This is a genomic window from Terriglobales bacterium (genome assembly GCA_035567895.1).
Taxonomy (GTDB): domain Bacteria; phylum Acidobacteriota; class Terriglobia; order Terriglobales; family Acidobacteriaceae; genus Gp1-AA112.
The window spans coordinates 113,310-132,169 of record DATMPC010000028.1 but is presented as its reverse complement, the minus strand read 5'-3'; the positions used below and the strand labels follow the sequence as shown (position 1 = coordinate 132,169).

Genomic DNA, 18,860 nt, shown 5'->3' with positions numbered 1-18,860 from the left:
CCGTGTCGGCCATCTAGGTATCGTCGTGTTACCGGCTACGACCGCCCCGGAGTGTCCTCGTACCGCTTGGGCAACGGGCACCTCTAAAGCAAAACGGCGCGCCACAAGAAGTGCGCGCCGTTTCCGAGTCAGTGAACGATCTAGTTTCGGCGGAACTTAAGCTTCCTTCTCATTGCGAAAATCGCGCCCGTTCCAAACAGGAGAAGTGACGATGGTTCAGGTGTCGAGATAAAGGAGGTGGTCGAAGCTGTGCCGAGATTGGCGATGGCCGTAAACGACTGGTTCGGCTGCCACCGTAAGTTCTGCAACCCGGTATTGTCCCCCAAGAGGATATTAATAACATCGCCAGGTGGGAAGCTTCTGGAGCCGCAGTCACTGCATGAGTGGAAGAACATGTTCGTTACTCCACCGATAAATGAGACGTCGCATTGGAATACATTGCTTGAACAGACAACATCCGTTGTGCTAGCGAAAGTTCCCAAAGTTTGCACATTAAGATCGGTGAACGCTGGACCGAGCGGGTTGACCTCGAAGAAGATGCTGCCGCTGCCGTTAGCGTCGGCAGAGAAAGTGAACGGCACCAAAGCATTGACCAGCGGAGCGCAGGTGCCAAACTCACTTGTGCAGATCGGATCGTTGATTTCTATCGCAGGATCCGCTGGCAGTCCGTCTGCGAAGGCAAAACCGCTCCAGGTAAACATCAGGACCAAGAACAAAAGTGCTCGAATACCTTTCATGTACTACACTCCTCCCGAGTTCGAAGGTACTTCCAGTGCAATAATTGTGCCAATTCGGAAGAGAACTAACTCTATCTAAAGCAGAGACTTGGGTGCTGTAACGATCTTTATAGTTCCCTAATTCCTGCAAAGTGTTGCAGCCCAAGTGGCAATTGAGTGGGATTGAGAGGCACTTCGCAGGTTCGCAGCGTCGTTCCCTTGAAAGGCGCCGCAGTTTCACGTACAAAGCCTCTGCATGCGAATCGCTTCCTTGTTCTTCGTCGCACTAGCCTCCTCTGTGTTTGCACAGACACAACCGACGTCATCCGCGCCTGGGGAGCACACGACCTACATTTTCTGCGGCTCGCTGTTCAACTCTGCCTCCGGCCAGCTCGCTTCTCGGCAATTGATCGAGATCAGGGATGGCAAAATCACGGGAGTTCGCGGTGTCGGTCAGCCTCTGCCAAGCGGCACGATTGATTTGCAAACCGAAACCTGCCTGCCCGGACTCATCGACACCCACACTCACGTACTGCTACAGGGCGACATCACTGCTGAGGACTACGACAAACAGTTGTTGAAGGAGTCGATCGCCTATCGGGCGATTCAGGCTACCCGGTCGGCGGTGCGGGCGCTCAACAATGGGTTCACCACCATTCGCGATCTGGAAACCGAAGGCGCGGGATACGCCGACGTCGATCTGCGTAACGCGATCAACCGAGGCATCGTTCCCGGTCCGCGGATGAAGGTCGCTGGCCGCGCGATGGACGTCACCGGCTCATATCCGTTGCTCGGCTATGCGCCGGAGGTCCAGGTGCCGCACGGAGTCGAACTTGTCGATGGTACGGACAACGTGCGAAAGGCGGTACGCGAGCAATTGTCCTACGGCGCAGACTGGATCAAAGTCTACGTCGATCGCAGCTACTACGTTCGGCCGGATGGCGTGCTCGACGATATTCCGACGTTTACGCCGGAAGAACTCCGCGCTGCAGTTGATGAAGCTCATCGCCAGCGCCACAAAATCGCTGCGCACGCGATGGCGCTGCAAGGTGTCCATAATGCCGTGGAAGCCGGAGTCGATTCGATTGAGCACGGGAACTACATCAGCGATGCCGACTTGAAAACGATGGCCGCGAAAGGCATCTACTACGTGCCCACCATCTATGTAGGCGAATATGTCGCCGAAGGCCGCGCCAAGGCCGGAGCTCCTGTGTGGCTGCAGATGCTCAAGATCCACGAAGACACCTTCCGCCGCGCGCTGAAAACAGGCGTAAAGATCGCATTCGGAACCGACGTTGGCGGCTTCGATTGGAAGATCAATCCAGCCGTCGAATTCCCTCTGATGGTGAAGTACGGCATGACTCCGGTGCAGGCGATCCAATCAGCCACGCGAAACGCCGCCGATCTGCTGAACATGTCAGACCAGGTTGGTTCAATCGATGTGGGAAAGTTTGCCGACATTGTCGCTACACCAGGCAATCCGCTGGAGGACGTAGGCGCGCTGCAGAAGATCGACTTCGTGATGAAGGGCGGCGAAGTGTATAGAAAACCCTGACGAGCACACGCCGTGGCTGTTCCCATTATGGAACGAATAATTCCCTGGGCATTCCCTGTTATTTTTCTGAATCGTTTTACCGGCTGAGCTAAGTGTTGAGCTGACGGAGTGTTAGGGGGAAATCCGCAGAGTTCGCTGTTAATTCCCTGCGGTTCGATGAATTTTGCTGGTTTTGGGCAGAATTTGAGGATTTCGAAAGCAAATTCGAAATCCCCCTGCATTTTTCCTTGATATTCGAAATTAGTTATCCCGCAACGTCTGCATCGGATTCAGATTTGAAGCCCGCCAGGCCGGCAAATAACTGGCCATGAGCACTACTGCTGCCAGCAAGGCAGATGTGATCAACAAATTCGCCGGATTGTAGAGCTTCACCTGATACAGCATGCTTGAGAGCGTTTGTCCAATCACAAACGTCGCGAAGATTCCCAGGATCGATCCGATCACAGCGAGTTCTGCTCCGCTCTTCAAGATCATCTTGCGAACGTCGGAGCGCTGCGCTCCCAGCGCCATGCGCACGCCAATCTCCCGAACGCGCATCTTGACCATGTAGGTGACAACACCGTAGAGGCCGAGCACGGCCAAGAACAAGGAAAGGCCCGCGAACGTCGAGAGCAAGACCACCAGGAATCGCCGACTCACCAGCGAGCTGTCGACCAACTCCTCCATGGTGCGGGAATCGTAGACTGGCTGGCTTGGATCAACCGCGCGAATCGCGCTCTCAAGCTGAGATCGAAGCTGCTCGGGATGCGAGAGATTCGTGCGGACTACGAACGCTGTGTCCGAATCAGGTAGCTGCGCCATGGGGAAGTAATACGTACCCTCGATCGAATCAGAGTCGAGCGAGGAAAAACGCGCGTGGGCCACTAACCCGACAATCGTGTAGTACTTCGGATCAAATCCGATTTGCTGTCCCAGCGGGTCCTGATTCGGGAAGTACTGTTTTGCCAGCACGTCATCGATAACGACTACCTTTTCCGTCGACGCGCGATCCTCGGCGGTGAACTCTCGGCCGCGTAGAAGCGGAATACGCAGGGTGCGGAAGTAGCCCGCGGATGCGAGACGAATGTTTGCATGCGGTCCGGGATCTCCCGGCGCAGTCGGCCGTCCCTTAATGTTGAACGACGACTCGCCGCCCTGACCATCAAAAGGCAAAGAGTCGGCCCACGCTGCGTCGGTCACACCGGGAACATTCCTCAGCTGATCGAGGGCGGCAGCATAGAAGGCCGCCTTCTTATCGTCGGAAGAATAAACGCTGCGCGGCAGTGAGACGCGGCCCGACATCACTCCATGAGGCTCGAACCCCGTCTCAACCTGCTGCACCTTCTTCAAGCTGCTTACAAGCAGTCCGGAGCTCACCAGCAGCAACATTGCGACGGCGATTTCGCACACGACAAGTCCCGAACGCAGACGCTGACGTCCCCGACTCGCGCTGTCAGAACGTCCACTCTCGCGGAGCGCCTGCACCCATTTGAAGCGCGTCATCTGCCACGCCGGCGCGGAGCCGCAGAGCAGTACCGCTAACAACACGATGCCGCTGACAAACAAGAGCACCGGAGTCTGCAACTGCACCTGAATATTGCGCACTAAATTCTCCGGAGCCAGCAGGAGCAAAAGGGGGATTACAGTCTTCGCGAGAACGAGTCCAACCGCCAGTCCGCCACAGGCGAGTAAGAAGCTTTCAAGAAAAGCTTGAGCAACGAGCCGCCCACTTGGCGCACCTAACGCGACGCGAATCGAAGTCTCTCGCTCGCGATCAGATGCGCGCGCCAGTTGCAGTCCAGCGATGTTGAGCGACGCAATCAGCAGCACGAGCGCGACCGCGCCGAGCAGCAGGAAGAGGGGCTTGCGCAGATCGCCGGCGACAAAGTCAATCAGCGGCATGGCAAACATGCCCCATCCTGCACGCTGCCCATAGCTGTTGGCGCCTTCACCCGCGATCACCTCTTGCGCGCGCACGTTCAAGTAAGCATTCGCCTGCTCGAGTCTGGCATTCGGGCGTAATCTCGCCACCGCAAATAGATTTTCGTTGTAGCGGAAGTTTTTATCGAAGAAGCGATTCGAGGGGAGCGCGAGCGGAGTCCAGAACTCGGCTTGATTGGGCCATCCAAACTCCGGACCCATGACGCCGATCACTTCATAAACCTGCTGGTTGAGCTGCAACTTGCGTCCGACGATATTCGGATCACCTCCGAAGCGCTGCTTCCATGTCGTGTACGAAAGAACAATGGAATAGTTCGCATTCGGCTGGTCGTCCTCAATGCGGAAGTTGCGTCCGAGAATCGGCTTCACCTGGAAGACATCGAACCAACGCCAGGAGACTTTCGCTGCCTGCAGACGAACAGGTTCCCCGTCGCTTGCCGCATAGTTAAAGCTGCCGGGCTGCATGACCGCCGCCGTATCGAAGAGGTTGCGGCCTTCCAACGCGTCCTGAAAATCAGGAGCCGACATCGGAATGTTGTTCATCCCGCCCAGGGTGTACTTCGCCCGAAGCGCAACCAGTCCCTGCGGATTGTGCAGGCCGCTCGGATTCAGGAGCACCGCATTCATCACACTGAACACAGCCACGTTCGCGCCAATCCCGAAAGCCAGCGTAAGAATCGCCGTTACCGTAAACGCCGGCGACTTGCGCAGCTGCCGCATGCCATAACGAAGTTCCTGAAGCAATTTATCCACTTGCACTCCTCACGCTCAGCCCGGGTTTGGACGAGGCCAATCGAAGCAAAGAGCGCACGTTTAGCACCAACTGGCTACAGCTGTATGTTGAGTCAGAACAGAGTGTTATTTGAAGTTAAGAGAAGAACGAACGTTCGTCGCTGGTCCATGATGTCCGATTGTGAACAGCTGCTAGCCGACGGAAGCTTATTCTGGCCCTTACAATTGCTTGTTCGGTTTCGCATGTACCTGATTTACTCAATTTTGTACGCGCTGGCCTCGATACTCAGCCTTCCTTATTGGTTGATAGGAATGGCGCGCGCCGGCAAGTATCGTGCGGGATTCAAGGAACGATTCGGTTCAGTGCCGCCGCGGCTCAAACTCCCACAGCATTCAGAAGGCTCAATCTGGGTGCACGCCGTCTCTGTTGGTGAAGTGTTGGCGGTTAGTGAATTGGTGCAAGCGCTCAAGGCCGCGTTTCCCGAGAAGCGCATCTTCGTCTCGACAACCACTCTCACTGGTCAAACCCTGGCGCGGAAGCGATTTGGCGAAGAGAGCGTGTTCTATTTGCCGCTCGATTTGCCGTTTGCAGTGAACGCTTATCTGAAGAGCATCGCTCCTCAACTGTTGATCCTCGCGGAAACTGAGTTCTGGCCAAATCTCTTGCACCTCGCGAAGCAGCGCGGCGCAGAAATCGCCGTTGTGAACGCGCGAATCTCCGATCGCTCGTTTCCTGGCTATCGCCGCTTTCGTTTCTTGTTGCGCGACGTGCTCCGAAACGTGGAGCTGTTTCTCGCGCAGACGGAAAGTGATCGCGAACGGCTCATCGCCATCGGCGCGCTGCCTGACAGAGTTTTGGTCGCCGGCAATCTGAAATTCGACGTGAAGGCGCCGCCTGAATCTGCGCTATCGAGCGCACTGCGAAGATCCATTGCTCCCGATCAGAAGGTTCTCGTCTTTGGCAGCACGGTTGAAGGTGAAGAGGCGCTGCTTGCGCCGTGTTTCAAGAAAATCTTCGGCGAGTTCCCGCAGGCGCTCGTCGTTCTCGCGCCGCGTCACCCGGAGCGCTTCGATGCCGTTGCCGACCTGCTGCGCGAGTCTGGCATCAGCTTCTGGAGACGATCTTCCTGGAGTTCGTCTCCGCTGGGCGGTGGCGTGCTATTGCTCGACACGATTGGCGAGCTTGCATCCGTGTATTCGCTCGCTGATGTGACATTTGTCGGGGGATCGCTGGTTGCGCGTGGCGGACACAATATTCTGGAACCTGCGCATTTCGCGAAACCAATCTTGATTGGACCTCACTACGAAAATTTCCGCGGGATCGTCCAAACCTTTCTCAAGCATGATTCTGTCCGCATTGTCACTCCAGATCAAGTCACTGAAGCCGTGCTTATGCTCTTGCGATCGCCGCACGACGCGGTGCAGCTCGGAGACCGCGCCTGGGCCGTGATCGAGAGCGGCCGAGGCAGCACGCAACGCACCGCTGCGAAGTTGCGGGACCTTCTCGCGCGAGACCAGTCGCCGAGTGAGCAGTTGAGCATGCCACGCACCTCATGATTCTCGACGGCATCTATGGCGAAGTCGTCTCTGCGCGCAATGCCCTCTACGACCGCAGGATTTTCAAGCCTCGCCATCTGAACTGGCCGGTCGTAAGCGTCGGCAACATCTCAGCCGGCGGCTCCGGCAAAACGCCTTTTGTCATCGCCCTCGGTGAATTACTTCTCAAAAAGGGAATCGGGATCGATGTGCTCTCGCGAGGATACCGGCGTTCTACTTCGGGAGTGATGAAAGTGGACCCGTCGGGAACTCCGGAGCAATTTGGTGACGAGCCCCTGCTGATCGCGCGCAAACTGCGTTGTCCGGTGATTGTTGGCGAAAGCCGCTATTCGGCTGGTGTTTACGCCGAAGATGAAGGTGCGGGAGCATCGCAGAACCGAATGCACCTCCTCGATGACGCCTTCCAGCACCGCCAGCTCCATCGCGACTTCGATATCGTCCTTCTCAATACCGAAGACCTCGACGACAAGCTGCTTCCCTCCGGAAGATTGCGCGAGTCAGTTGCATCTTTGTTGCGCGCCGATGCGGTGATAGTGGACTGCGAGTTCCCCATCGGCAGATTGCCAAAAGGTAAGTTTCAGCTGTGGCACATTGAAAGAAAAATGGAGATTCCCGAATTCCAGTCACCAGTAATTGCATTTTGCGGAATCGCGCGTCCCCAACGATTCTTCGATGCCTTGCGATCGGCAGTAGTCGACTTACGCAAAGAGATCGCATTCCGTGATCACCACCGTTACACCGCCGCAGACGTGCAGCGCCTTACCGCCATTCGAACTGGTCTTCCCGGCTCCATGTTGGTCACCACAGAGAAGGATGCCGTCAATTTAGGCGCGCACTTGGATAAGCTTCGCCCGGTCGTAATTCCAATGAAAATTGAACTGCAAGATTCGGAGAACGCAATTAAGCACCTGCTTGGCATATTGGCGGAGCGGGCTGTGTGCCCGCATCTATGACAACCAGCCCGCCTTTTTGTTTTGCATGGCAAGAATGATACTAAACATGGCATTCCTGCCCCTAGGACAAGTACGCGATCGGGCGTAACTTCGGAACAGGCCGCACTTCGGCCTAAGGAGAATTAGAAATGCTTTCACTCGGATTGTTTGTACGACTTGAGGCGAAACCCGGGAAGGAAAAAGAAGTCGCCGCCTTCCTGAAGCAGGGTCTCGAGATGGCAAATCAGGAGGCCACCACCCCGCTGTGGTTTGCGCTGCGCCTGGGCCCGTCTACGTTCGGCATATTCGATGCGTTTCCCGACGAGTCTGGAAGGCAAGCTCACCTCAACGGACCCATTGCCAAAGCACTTATGGCGCAGGCCCCAAATCTTTTCGCCGTGCCGCTTTCCATAGAAAAAACCGAGATTTTGGGAGCCAAGGTTTCTGAAGAGATTCGAAATGCCGCGTAACCTTCGGACAGCTCTGATCACCGGCACCTCACGGGGAATTTGGTCGGCACGGCCGGGAGGGTGGCCGTGCCGCCTCCCTCTGGCGCTTCAGGTTCGAGCGTAGCGAGGTTCAGGCGATCCTTTTGATTTCCTTGATTCCGAGTTTTAACCGGCGCCGCAAAAGGTTCCGCAAAGTAGTACCGTCGGCATATCCGACGCGGGCCGCGACTTCATCGACACTGGCGCTGCTGGTTTTGAGCAGATGGACAGCGCGCTCAACCCGCAGACTCTGGAAATACGATAGCGGGGATTTGCCCAGCACCGCATGCATGTGGCGCGCGAGGGTTCGCTTGCTTGACCCAACTGCCCTGGCAGCATCGTCTAAGGAGAATCCACGTTTCAATCTCGCGCGAGCCCAATCTTCAAAACGCTGGACAATTGGATCAGAGTGGACGAGGTGATCGGTCAACGCATAGGCGGACTGCGATGGCCGCGAGTCGACGATGAGATACTTCGCCGTGAGCGAAGCGAGGCGCGGGCTGACTCCCCGGATGATCCACAACGCAAGGTCCATGTGGCTAAGCGCCGCTCCTGCAGTCACGAAACGTCCGGACTTTACCAGCATGTTCGATTCGTCGAGCAACACCTTCGGGTAACGCCGGCGGAACATTGGTACCAGCCACCAGGTGGTGGTAGCGCGTTGATGATCGAGCAGGCCAGACTCGGCCATTACGAAGGTCCCAACGCAGGCGGCGGTCATCATTGCGCCTTTTCGAGCCCACCGCTGCAAGAGAACAGCGGCATCCTGAATGTCTGGCCGCGCGAGTGCTGCCTCTAAGGGCTCAGGCATCTTGAACCCAATCGCCGGAACCACGACGCAGTCAGGTACCTTTGAGCCAATCGCCTGCACCGGGACAGTCAGGCCTTGCGAGGTCTTGATCGATTTGAGGACGCTGACGATCTTCACATCAAATCGCTCGCCAGAGATCCCAGACATCTCGGCGAGTTCGTTGGCCGTCTGAAAGGCATCGAGGACAGCGGATAACCCCAAATCGAAAACACCATCGAGCACAAGGACATGGACGCGCATGGCAAATATGATACTAAAAGTATCATTCCTGCCTATACCTCTGTCGTTGCTTCATGCTCACAAAAGTGGAATGCAGCCGACGCACACGCGACAGGAAGGACGAAACCATAGCCAGCGATTGCCAAGAACTGAATTTTGAGGTGGCCGGAAGCTTCGGAACAGCACGAAGAAAAAGACAGCTAAGTCGTACAGTCATCCTTACACCGCACTCAAACCAAGACGTGTCATCCTGAGCCCTGCTTTTGGGCGAAGGACCTTGCGGTTGGTGTTGCTGTTGCGGTTGGGGCTAAAGGCTCTCCCGATTACCTTCGGAACCTATCTGCTCTCGTTGGTGTCCATTAGCATCGAGCAGGGTTAGCATGCTCCGGAACCGCCCAATTCGAAACCGGCTTGTCAGCGGCATCAACACAACCGTCTTCAGCGTTGCGATGTTCCTCGTGGTGTTTGTCGTGTTTGTCATTGAGGTGAGCTACGCCCCCTCGTTTCACCACCAGTTCAGCACGTCCGAATTCCCGAAAATCACGCACTCGGTGCCGCTGCGGCGAGCGCTTAAGCAAGGCGCGATCACATTACCGTTACGCGTGACTCAAAGGTCTTGTGTGGCAACGACCTCATCCTTGTAGAGGACCTTTCGTCAAGAATCTTGCGGGATCTGCGCCAGGGCGCGGAACCGAAGGTCTACCTGAAAGTGGACGAAAGAGCGCCGTACCGTACTGTGAAAAAGGTCCTAGCTTCCGTTCAGTCCGCAGGCATACAGAACATCGCCTTCTTCGCACAGGTCCCTGATGCGAATTCGTCGCAAGGTCAACCGGAAACAGGCGAATTTGCTTGGGATCTCGAATCCTGCTGGGGTTGCTCCGACTCTGGAGGTCCAGTAGCGACACTCGCAGTCGGTCCTATTCTGGGAGTTCCGCTTGGCCTTTCAGGGATTTTAAGGCGACGATATAGCAAACTCGACGCTTCTCGTCGTATTTACAGTCTCGAAGCATGAATGCGACTGATGTCGTGAGTCTCGACTGGGACACACTACTTGAGCAGCTAGATCCTAAAATCATCCTTACACACAGCACTTAAACTAAGACGTGTCATCCTGAGCCCTGCTTTTGGGCGAAGGACCTTGCGGTTGGGTGTTGTTGTTGCCTTTCCGGCTTCGGCTTTCACAATCCGACCATCAAGCTGAAACACCAGCCCATACTTCTTCTCCCATTCCAAGACTAAGTCACGTCATTGCGGATTCATCGAGGCTACAAGCGCGTTCTTCTTTGCTCGCGTCCACCCTTTAATCTGCTTCTCGCGGGCGATCGCCGCACGAACAGCAGCAAACTCTTCGTGATACACCAGTCGGAAAGCACGATATTGTGCCGTGAAGCTCTTGGGATTTTCTGCCTGTCGATGCTCAAGTACACGAGTGGTAAGAGCGTTTGTGATGCCGGTGTATAAAGCACGCCGCGAGCTGCTGTTGAGCATGTATACGAAATATTTGTAGTCGTGCATGACTTGCTCTTAGGCAAGCGCAAGAACATTAGCAAAGGCAACACCAAAAACCAACAGCAACCACAAGGTCCTTCGCCCAAAAGCGGGGCTCAGGATGACATACTTAAGTGGACCTGTAAACCTTCGCCGGACGAGGGGCTGTTCAGTCGGTTGGCGCTCGTTCTCTAGTAGTGTCTCAGTTGCTGCCGCCCGAACCCGTCGGTACGAACTTTATCCCAAGTTGGTCAAAGATGAACGCATTCACATCTGCGGCTTGTTCGATCCTCTCGCTCAACGCAGTGCCGAAGCCATGACCGGCTTTCGACGTTGTCCGCAGGAAGACAGGGTGCCCTGAGTTGGTTGCCGCCTGCAGAGCCGCAGTCATTTTGCGCGAGTGCGCCGGGTTCACACGCGCGTCGTTGTCGCCAGTAAGGAAGAGCACCGCGGGATAGTTCGTTTTCTCCTTCACATGGTGGTACGGAGAATACGCGTACAGAGCCTGGAACTGCGCCGGGTCCTTCACAGTCCCATATTCCGTCGTGTTGAAAGAGCCGTTAGGATCCAGTTCCGTCCGCAGCATGTCGTAGATACCAACGTACGAGACGACAGCACGAAACAGCTCAGGATGCTGCGTCAGCTCCGCGCCCATCAGCAAGCCACCGTTACTTCCACCCATCGCAACGAGATGTTCCGGCGAAGTGTACTTCTGGTCGATGAGATATAGAGCGCATGCCGCGAAGTCATCAAAGACGTTCTGCTTCCTGGTCAGCATGCCCGCCTGGTGCCATTCCTCGCCGTACTCGCTTCCGCCACGGAGATTCGTGTCGACGTAGATACCGCCCTGATCCAACCACAATCTTCCATTGATTCCGAGAAATGATGGGGTCTCAGTGATACCGTAGCCACCGTAGCCATAAATCATCGTGGGATTCGAGCCGTCGAGCTTGGCGTCTTTCCGGCGGATTATGGTCATTGGAATCTTCGTGCCGTCTTTGGAGGTTGCTTCCTCCCGCGTGACCATGGTGTCGGAGAAGTTAACGGGCGAAGTCGTTGCCAGGGCGGTCTTCACGGGATTCCCTGGGCCGTTGTACCGGTACCAGGCAGTTGGCGTAGTGAACGTTTCAGCGTTGTAAAGGATCTGATCGCCCTCGATCGCGACCACCTGGTTTACGGAAGAGACGTCCGCAATCGGAACTTTTCCCTGAGGCTTCCCATCGTGATCGTACGAAATCAGCTCGTTGGGACCGCCGTTGACGGTGAGAACATAAAGGCGACCAGCAGTCGGAATAATGGTCCGATAAGCAAGATCACCGCCAATTCCCGGATTGGTAATGCTTCCGGTTTGCTCGGGCACGATCGTCGTCGCCGCGCTCAGTCGTGGATCGGAAGCGGAAAGCTGCAGAACCTTTCCTTTCGGAGCTCCATCGCGCGAGAGCAAATAGATGTTGTCGTCGGCAGTGACCGTAGCAGAGACGACCTTGTCCTGAAATCGCGTAATCTGCTTCCAGGAGTGTTGCTGTGTGAGTAGGAAGTGCTCGAACTCGCCCCCGTCGCCATTCGCGACCGTCGCCATCACATACTTGCCATTGCTGCTTTGTGAATCGAGTGTGATTTCGGCGATTCGCGGGAAGTCTTTGCCGAGGATGTAGCGATCGGATTCTGCCGGGTCTGTGCCCAGAGAATGAAAGTAAATCTGCTGATAGAAGTTGGCGTCGGCCTTGGGCCGCTCGGTTCCTTGCGGATACCGCGTGTAATAAAACCCGGCTCCGTTGCTGATCCACGCCATGCCGCCGCCGGCGGTTGCGTAGTTCACGCGAGGGATAACGTCATCCAGTTTTTTCCCGCTGGCGACCTCGAAGACGTAAAGCGAAGCATCCTCACTTCCGCCCGGAGACACGGCCACACCAACCAATCGTCCGTCCAGGGACGGGAAGTACCAGTCGATGGAAAGATTCTTGGCCGGCATCTGCGCGGGATCGACGATAATGCGCTCGCTGGAAACATCATCAGGCGACTTGAGCGTGACCAGCACCGGCTGCTGCTTCTGCGGATCAAGCTTACGCGCGAAGTAGACGTGGCCGGCATACTGAATGTCGCTATATCTTGGCGAACTCTTCTTGTAGAACTCTTCGATCTCGCGTTTAATCGCGCTCCGCGCCGGAAGATGATCGAGATAATTGCGCGTGTACTGATTCTGCAGCGCGACCCACCGCTTTACTTCGAGACTTTGCCCGTTCTCAAGCCAACGGTAATATTCTGTGACCTTCGTCCCGTGATACTCCGTAGTGACCGGAACCTTGCGAGTCACCGGCGGTCCCGACGGCGCAGTCGTTGTTTGCACCCCAAGCAGGCTCGCACACAGCACCGCGACACAGAGTCGCGACAAAGTCGAACCTTGCGAGTATTCAGTTCCGAAAAGACAGCGGAGTCTTCCGAGTAGCATGCGTTTCTCCCGCAGCACTGTAGCCGAAGTGAGAGTGTACTCTCATCGATTCCTCAGCCTTCCAACGATGAAGCGTAAAGCAGGCGAGTCTAGTGTAAAGATATGGACGAGGAAGTGGTGGCCGCTACTTGCACAGCTAGACCCTAAAATCATTTTTACACCGCACGCAAACTAAGACGTGTCATCCTGAGCCCTGCTCTTGGGCGAAGGACCTTGCGGTTGATGTTGGTGTTGCCTTTCGGCTTCGGCCTTCACGATTCGCCCATCAAGCTGAAATACCAGTCCATACTTCTTCTCCCATTCCAAGACTAAGTCACGCCATTGGGGATTCATCGAGGCTACAAGCGCGTTCTTCTTTGCTCGCGTCGACCCTTTAATCTGGTTCTCATGGGCGATCGCCGCACGAACATCAGCAAACTCTTCGTAATACGCCAGCCGGAAAGCACTATATTGAGCCGTGAAGCTCTTGGGATTTTCCGCGCGTCGATGCTCAAGTACGCGAGTGGTAAGAGCGTTTGTGATGTCGGTGTATAAGGCACGGCGCGAGCTGCTGTTGAGCATGTATACGAAATATTTGTAGTCGTGCATGACTTGCTCTTAGGCAAGGAGCAAGAACAATGGCAAAACCAACAGCAACACCACAGGCAACAGCAACCGCAAGGTCCTTCACCCAAAGGAGGGGCTCAGGATGACACGCTTAAGATGACACGCTTGAGTGGACCAATAAACCTTCGCCGGAGAAGCGCCGTTTAGTCGGCTGGAATACAGAGCATCGCTTTCTTAGTGGGTCGCTTCCGGTTTTTTTCCCGGCAGCCACTCCGGAACAAAGTCCGAGTTGGCGAGCCAGCGCACGGGCTCGACGAACGACTGGATCGCCTGCGTCATGAAATCGAAATCGAGATGAGCGATGTCGTCGTCGGGCTTGTGGTAGGTCGGTGGTGTGCCCCAGCCTCCTACCGTGTGAGCTACCACTCCCTTGAGCGCCAAAGAGTAATTGTCCGAGCGCTCAAAGAAATGTTGCTCCGGGTAAGGATCATCGCCTAGCAGTGCTCCATGCTGGACCAGAGTGGGACCAAGATTTGAGCGGTCCCAGCCAGTGAGGAGCAATTTCCCTTTTGGCATTTTGGGATCCTGGTTGCCGATCATCTCGAATTCAATGTTCGCTGCGATGCGGTCGAGGGGAACTGGCGTGTGGTCGCGGAAGTAGGTCGAACCCAGACCTCCGAGTTCTTCACTTCCGTAGCAAACAAAGTAGATCGTTCGCTGCGGCTTGGGACCAACTGCGAGTGCGCGCGCGAGTTCAAGGACAGCAATCGTGCCGGAGGCGTCGTCGTTCGCTCCGTTATAGATTGAATCGCCGTTTACCGGCCTTCCGATTCCGAGATGGTCGAGATGGGCTGACAGCAGAATCGTCTTGGCGTTGGCGCTGGCATCTTTGCCAGACAGCACTGCAACGGCGTTGTAGGTGGAACGCGGCGTGTCCTTGGTGTGGATGTCGAAGGAGACCACAGTATTGGGCGCGAGTTTTGCGAGGCGCTCGCTTACATCCTTGGTGACCGCGAGAAGCGTAAAGCTTCTGCCTAAGGACCGTCCGGTCTCGGGAAGATGAGGTTCGATCGCGCTGCGTTCGTCCAGGCTCCTGGCAAGTGTCTCGGCTGTCAACGAGGGGTCTTCGCGGAGGATCGCTTTCGCTCCAGCTCCATAAGCGCGCCTGCCCACGGTGCCCGCTTGTGCGCCGAGGTCGCTGCTGAGCAAAAGAACGGCTCCGGGTTGGATTTGAATCGTGCCAGCATTTTCTGAGTTGACCACCTGCAGCGGTCCCGAAAAGCTCTCGCCGCTGGTTCGGATCAAGCTGAAGTCTTTGCCTTCTTCGAATGGTGCAAGATTCGAACTCTGCGGAGCCGTGATTTTGGCGGGACCTTCGACAACCGGTTGAACGAGCTCAGCGCGTTGGATGTAGGTTCCGTCCGGCAGTCCGGGCTTCAAGCCGTACTTCTGGAATTCCGAAGCAACGTAGGTCGCCGTTATCCATTCATCAGGAGTAGCGCTGCCGCGTCCGCGCATAGCGTCGCTGGCAAGAAACATTTCATGAGCGCGAACCGCTTCTGCCTTGACCTTCGAATCAGAAGGATTTTGGCTCCAGGTAAAGCGGCAAGAAATGAAAAAGATGAGGGCGAGTCGCAGAAAACGTGAGCTGATCGGCATTGCTTGCAGTATATAGGCGGCAAAGTTCGCACTAAGATAGGCTGCGACTTTCAAAAACACGACACGGATCTCACGGATTCTACGGATATCACGGATTAACGAAGGGATTTATTCGTACTTGCACTTTCACTATCCGTGCAATCCGTTACATCTGTGTGATCCGTGTCTGGTTTTGAAAGTCGATGCCCCTTCACAAGGGGGTAAGTCAGAACACCCTTCCGCAACGGTCGGAGCCGACCGCACGTGAGAAAATCTAGGGTGCAATTCCGGTCAAAGTAGCGATGCGCATATTGATCGTTCGTCTCAGCGCCATGGGCGACATCATCCATGCCATGCCCGCCGTGGCGGGATTGCGTGCGCAGTTTCCCGATAGCCGCATTGACTGGGCGATCGAAGAACGCTGGTCGCCGCTGCTGACCTCCAGAGCAATCTCCGACACGAGCGCCTCGATTTCTCCCGAACAGCCGCTCGTCCACTTCGTCCATCAAGTCCACATGCGACGGTGGCGCCAGCATCCGTTTTCTTCAATAACGCGCGAAGAGATGCGCGCATTGCGCTCGCGATTGCGTGACCTGAACTACGATCACGTCATTGACCTGCAGGGAGCGATTCGCTCGGCGTTGCTCACGAAAGTGAGTGGCGCAAGGGTACGAGCCGGAGCAATGCATCCGCGCGAGTTGCCTGCGCGGTGGTGGTACAACGTGAAGGCACGCACACCCGGACGACACGTCGTCGATCAGGCGGCGGAGATTGTCTCTGCTGCCGTCGGAAGAAGCCTCGACCCCATCCAGCCGCCGTTTCCAGTCTCCCCAGAGGCTGAGCACTGGGCCGACGAGCTAACCGGCGCAAGTTCTGGCTCATTCGCGATCGTCAATCCCGGCGCTGGGTGGGGGGCGAAGTGTTGGCCGGCGGAGCGGTATGGCGCATTGGTACGCACCCTGGGAGAACACGGTATCAAAGTCCTTGTGAATGCCGGACCGGGCGAGAAAAACCTTGCTTACGAGGTAGTCCAGGGCAATGAAAAATCGGCGCAGGTTGTGGAGTGTTCCCTTCTGCAACTGATCGCGATCTGTCGTCGGGCTGCATTGTTCGTCGGTGGAGATACTGGGCCCTCGCATCTTGCGAATGCGTTGGGAACGCCGGCAGTTGCTATCTTTGGCCCGACGGACCCGGCCCGAAATGGTCCTTATGCAGGACGCTATGTAGTGCTTCGGAGCCCGGAGAGCAAGCGCGATCACAGTCGCCGTCGCCAGCCCGAGCCAGGCCTTTTGACCATAACCGTCGAGCAAGTCACCGAGGTGGCTCTGGCGTTACTGGGAGTTCCCGCGTGAGCGCCGGCACTGTAACAACCACTGTGCCGAGCGGATGGTCCCGAATTGCGCGGCGCATTCGCGTGCCGCTGGGATTCGTGTTCGCTGTGATTTATCTCTGGCTGGCACGGCCATCGCCTGGAGCCATCGTCGCGGGCTCAATCGTCGTGGTCGCCGGCCTTGCCATTCGAGCCATTGCCTCCGGACAACTGAAAAAGAACGAGGAGCTGGCGACCTCCGGTCCTTACAGCTACACGCGAAATCCGCTGTATCTCGGCTCAATCCTTATAGGAATTGGCTTCGCGCTGGCTGCCGGGAGTCTTTGGATATGGTTTTTGCTGGTAGCGATGTTCACCGCGATCTATGTGCCGGTGATCCGCAGCGAAGAAGCATTTCTGCGGTCGCGCTTTCCCGATTTTGAACTCTACGCTCGACGTGTGCCCCGGCTGGCGCCGCGCTGGTCCGGCGAGAGCCTGATTTCCAACTTCTCATCCACGCTCTATCTGAAGCATCGCGAGTACAATGCCTTAATCGGCGCCGTTTTGATGATGCTGGCGATTACAGTGAAAATGATCCGATCTGGAAGCGCGGGGGCCTAGTAAAAGGCAGGGCAAAAACACTGATCGATAGAGACCGTACTGCGCATTTCCGGAGGATCGGCGCGATTGTACCGATAGCGCTTGCAACGATCATCGCCACCGGATTTCAAGCGACCCATCCCACACCGGCTGCACCCTCTCAACCGCCGACCGGTGTCCCAAATCAGCACTCTGGTCCCGCTCCTGCGACCGGAAAATCTGACGCGTTCGTTTCCGGCTCAAAGATCAATCCGCCGATCCCAAATTACCGCTTTCCTGAAGGTCAGATATTTACTTACAGCGTTGACTGGCGCCTGGTCACCGCCGGCAGGGCGACGGTGCGGCTGGACAATGTGAACGGCGAGCATCATATCGTCGTCGACGCTGATGCCACTGGAGCGGTGGCGTTGCTTTATCACGTTCATGATCGGCTCGAAACTTTTTACCATCCGCCGACCAACTGCGTGCTGTCTCTCACCAAGCACACAGAAGAGGGTTTCCGCCGAGTCGAGACCAAAGTTCGGTACGACTACGGCCGCAAGAAGGCGATTGTTGACGAGCAGAACATTCGCGCGAAAAACCTGAAGCACGAAGAGAATGACAATGGGAGTTGCGCCACAAATACTCTCGCGGCGTTGTACTACGTAGGATCGCAGCCGTTGCAGCCGGGCTCGAAGTTCACCTTCCCCAGCAGCGACGGCGGAAAGACCACCGACATCGAAGTCACAGTCGAAGCCCGCGAGTCGGTGAAAACGCCGGCAGGAAAGTTCGACACGATTCGCGTCTCGGGGGAAGCTCTAAATGGTCCGCAAAAGGGAAAAGGAAAAATCTGGATGTGGTATTCGGAAGACGATCGTCGCATCCCGGTCCAGATGCAGGCTCGTGCCTTTTGGGGAACGACGACGTTTCGGCTTACCCAAATGCGGCCAAGCACGACGTGATTCTCGGGCATTTCCCGCCTGGCCTTAATGTGTCTTGAGCCAGCTCTTGATGTTTAAGATTCTGACAATGTTTTGAGCCTCTGTCCCACTGTCCCGCGGGTATAGGGTTTGGGACAGTGGGACAAACTCGATCAGTTAAAATAAGCAGTTTGTAATCAGCGAATTAGATGGAATGTAGCGGTTGGGACAAAAGCCTGTTTTTCGAGCATTTGTCCCGTAGAAAAAACAAGACATCAGCGACGTTGGCTTGATAACTCTAGAGTACACATCTATGCAGGCCTGGATTACGTGGTGCCGGCCCCCGACCAGCACCAGCCGTGGCCGAACCGAAACAACATTCTTCAGAGCACTATTGCAGTCTGAATCTCTCGTTCAACAACCGCTGAAAACGGGGACGGTAGATCAGATCGTAGGCAAGTTCCTTGTCGGGGAACATCGCGAGAGCCGCCGTCTTGGCGTTGGCGATCATCTCCGACGCCTGCTCCAGTGTGAGGTCTTCATCCTGAGCGAGGACTGACATCACCATGTTCATCATCAATTGCAGCCGGCGAATCTTGCGGTTCTCTTCTTCCTGTTCTATTTCAACCTGGCTGCGTTTCTGTGGTTCCTTATTCTGGCCCGTTTGACTCATCCGCAGTATCTCCTGAAACCTGCACGGGCAAGTTCCCTCACCTCAACGGCACAATCTGTGCTCGCCGAAGGCCCCGAATCCACGGAGTCTACTTGGCCCAACTCTCCTTGCAGGAGCATTAATGAATTGGATGGACTGACGATAGGGATGCGTTGCGCAGAAATTCCAAACCAGCCGAATTGCCCTTGAGCTGGACGCATTGCCGCATAATACATCGGTTTCGCCGAGACTCAACGTGACGCAGTACACTGTTGGGTACTTCAGTGCATCCAAGTCGCTGCACTGTGGCGTCGAGTAATGCGTGAACTCGCGCTTTGTTGCGCAAAAG

The 18,860-nt window shown here is 55.9% G+C and carries 15 protein-coding genes; 7 read left to right on the top strand and 8 right to left on the bottom strand.

Translation table 11 applies throughout. The features are described 5' to 3' along the window. Positions 1-140 precede the first annotated feature (140 nt). Positions 141-737, bottom strand: coding sequence for a PEP-CTERM sorting domain-containing protein (locus VNX88_07535; GenBank protein ID HWY68502.1), 597 nt, complete (start codon positions 735-737; stop codon positions 141-143). 235 nt (positions 738-972) lie between these two features. Here VNX88_07535 and VNX88_07530 point away from each other — a divergent pair, with 235 nt between their 5' ends. Then, positions 973-2,271 (top strand): amidohydrolase family protein, encoded by a 1,299-nt coding sequence (locus tag VNX88_07530; GenBank protein HWY68501.1) that lies wholly within the window; start codon positions 973-975, stop codon positions 2,269-2,271. Positions 2,272-2,511: 240 nt separating this feature from the next. Here VNX88_07530 and VNX88_07525 read toward each other — a convergent pair whose 3' ends face one another. Further along, positions 2,512-4,944 (bottom strand): ABC transporter permease, encoded by a 2,433-nt coding sequence (locus tag VNX88_07525; GenBank protein HWY68500.1) that lies wholly within the window; start codon positions 4,942-4,944, stop codon positions 2,512-2,514. Positions 4,945-5,166: 222 nt separating this feature from the next. Here VNX88_07525 and VNX88_07520 point away from each other — a divergent pair, with 222 nt between their 5' ends. The 3 genes from VNX88_07520 (at position 5,167) to VNX88_07510 (ending at position 7,882) form a co-directional block, all read left to right on the top strand. Next, a complete protein-coding gene (locus tag VNX88_07520; GenBank protein HWY68499.1) occupies positions 5,167-6,480 on the top strand; it encodes a 3-deoxy-D-manno-octulosonic acid transferase in 1,314 nt (437 codons plus the stop codon). Then, a complete protein-coding gene (lpxK, locus tag VNX88_07515; protein ID HWY68498.1) occupies positions 6,477-7,433 on the top strand; it encodes a tetraacyldisaccharide 4'-kinase in 957 nt (318 codons plus the stop codon). The genes VNX88_07520 and lpxK overlap by 4 nt, the downstream gene beginning before the upstream one ends. 128 nt (positions 7,434-7,561) lie before the next feature. Next, positions 7,562-7,882: a hypothetical protein gene (locus VNX88_07510; GenBank protein HWY68497.1), complete on the top strand. Its 321-nt coding sequence runs from the start codon at positions 7,562-7,564 to the stop codon at positions 7,880-7,882. 109 nt (positions 7,883-7,991) lie between these two features. Here VNX88_07510 and VNX88_07505 read toward each other — a convergent pair whose 3' ends face one another. From VNX88_07505 to VNX88_07485, 5 genes are all read right to left on the bottom strand, one after another. Continuing rightward, positions 7,992-8,951, bottom strand: a complete 960-nt coding sequence (locus VNX88_07505) for a helix-turn-helix domain-containing protein (GenBank protein ID HWY68496.1) — start codon at positions 8,949-8,951, stop codon at positions 7,992-7,994. 1,224 nt (positions 8,952-10,175) lie between these two features. Further along, positions 10,176-10,445 carry a GIY-YIG nuclease family protein gene (locus VNX88_07500; protein ID HWY68495.1) on the bottom strand — a complete coding sequence of 90 codons (270 nt, stop codon included), beginning with the start codon at positions 10,443-10,445 and terminating at the stop codon, positions 10,176-10,178. A gap of 175 nt (positions 10,446-10,620) precedes the next feature. Next, positions 10,621-12,867: a prolyl oligopeptidase family serine peptidase gene (locus tag VNX88_07495; protein ID HWY68494.1), complete on the bottom strand. Its 2,247-nt coding sequence runs from the start codon at positions 12,865-12,867 to the stop codon at positions 10,621-10,623. Between the two features lie 171 nt (positions 12,868-13,038). Beyond that, positions 13,039-13,455 carry a GIY-YIG nuclease family protein gene (locus VNX88_07490; GenBank protein HWY68493.1) on the bottom strand — a complete coding sequence of 139 codons (417 nt, stop codon included), beginning with the start codon at positions 13,453-13,455 and terminating at the stop codon, positions 13,039-13,041. Positions 13,456-13,647: 192 nt separating this feature from the next. Further along, positions 13,648-15,132, bottom strand: coding sequence for a M28 family peptidase (locus tag VNX88_07485; protein HWY68492.1), 1,485 nt, complete (start codon positions 15,130-15,132; stop codon positions 13,648-13,650). Positions 15,133-15,353: 221 nt separating this feature from the next. On the opposite strand from VNX88_07485, the gene waaC reads away from it, so the two are divergent. From waaC to VNX88_07470, 3 genes are read left to right on the top strand one after another with little or no spacing between them, the layout of a single operon-like run. After that, positions 15,354-16,403 (top strand): lipopolysaccharide heptosyltransferase I, encoded by a 1,050-nt coding sequence (waaC, locus tag VNX88_07480; GenBank protein ID HWY68491.1) that lies wholly within the window; start codon positions 15,354-15,356, stop codon positions 16,401-16,403. Then, on the top strand, positions 16,400-16,981 hold the full coding sequence (locus tag VNX88_07475) for an isoprenylcysteine carboxylmethyltransferase family protein (GenBank protein ID HWY68490.1): 582 nt from the start codon (positions 16,400-16,402) through the stop codon (positions 16,979-16,981). Before waaC ends, VNX88_07475 begins: the two co-directional genes overlap by 4 nt. Next, a complete protein-coding gene (locus tag VNX88_07470; protein ID HWY68489.1) occupies positions 16,873-17,901 on the top strand; it encodes a DUF3108 domain-containing protein in 1,029 nt (342 codons plus the stop codon). Before VNX88_07475 ends, VNX88_07470 begins: the two co-directional genes overlap by 109 nt. A 349-nt stretch (positions 17,902-18,250) precedes the next feature. Here VNX88_07470 and VNX88_07465 read toward each other — a convergent pair whose 3' ends face one another. Further along, on the bottom strand, positions 18,251-18,532 hold the full coding sequence (locus VNX88_07465) for a hypothetical protein (GenBank protein ID HWY68488.1): 282 nt from the start codon (positions 18,530-18,532) through the stop codon (positions 18,251-18,253). Positions 18,533-18,860: the final 328 nt, after the last annotated feature.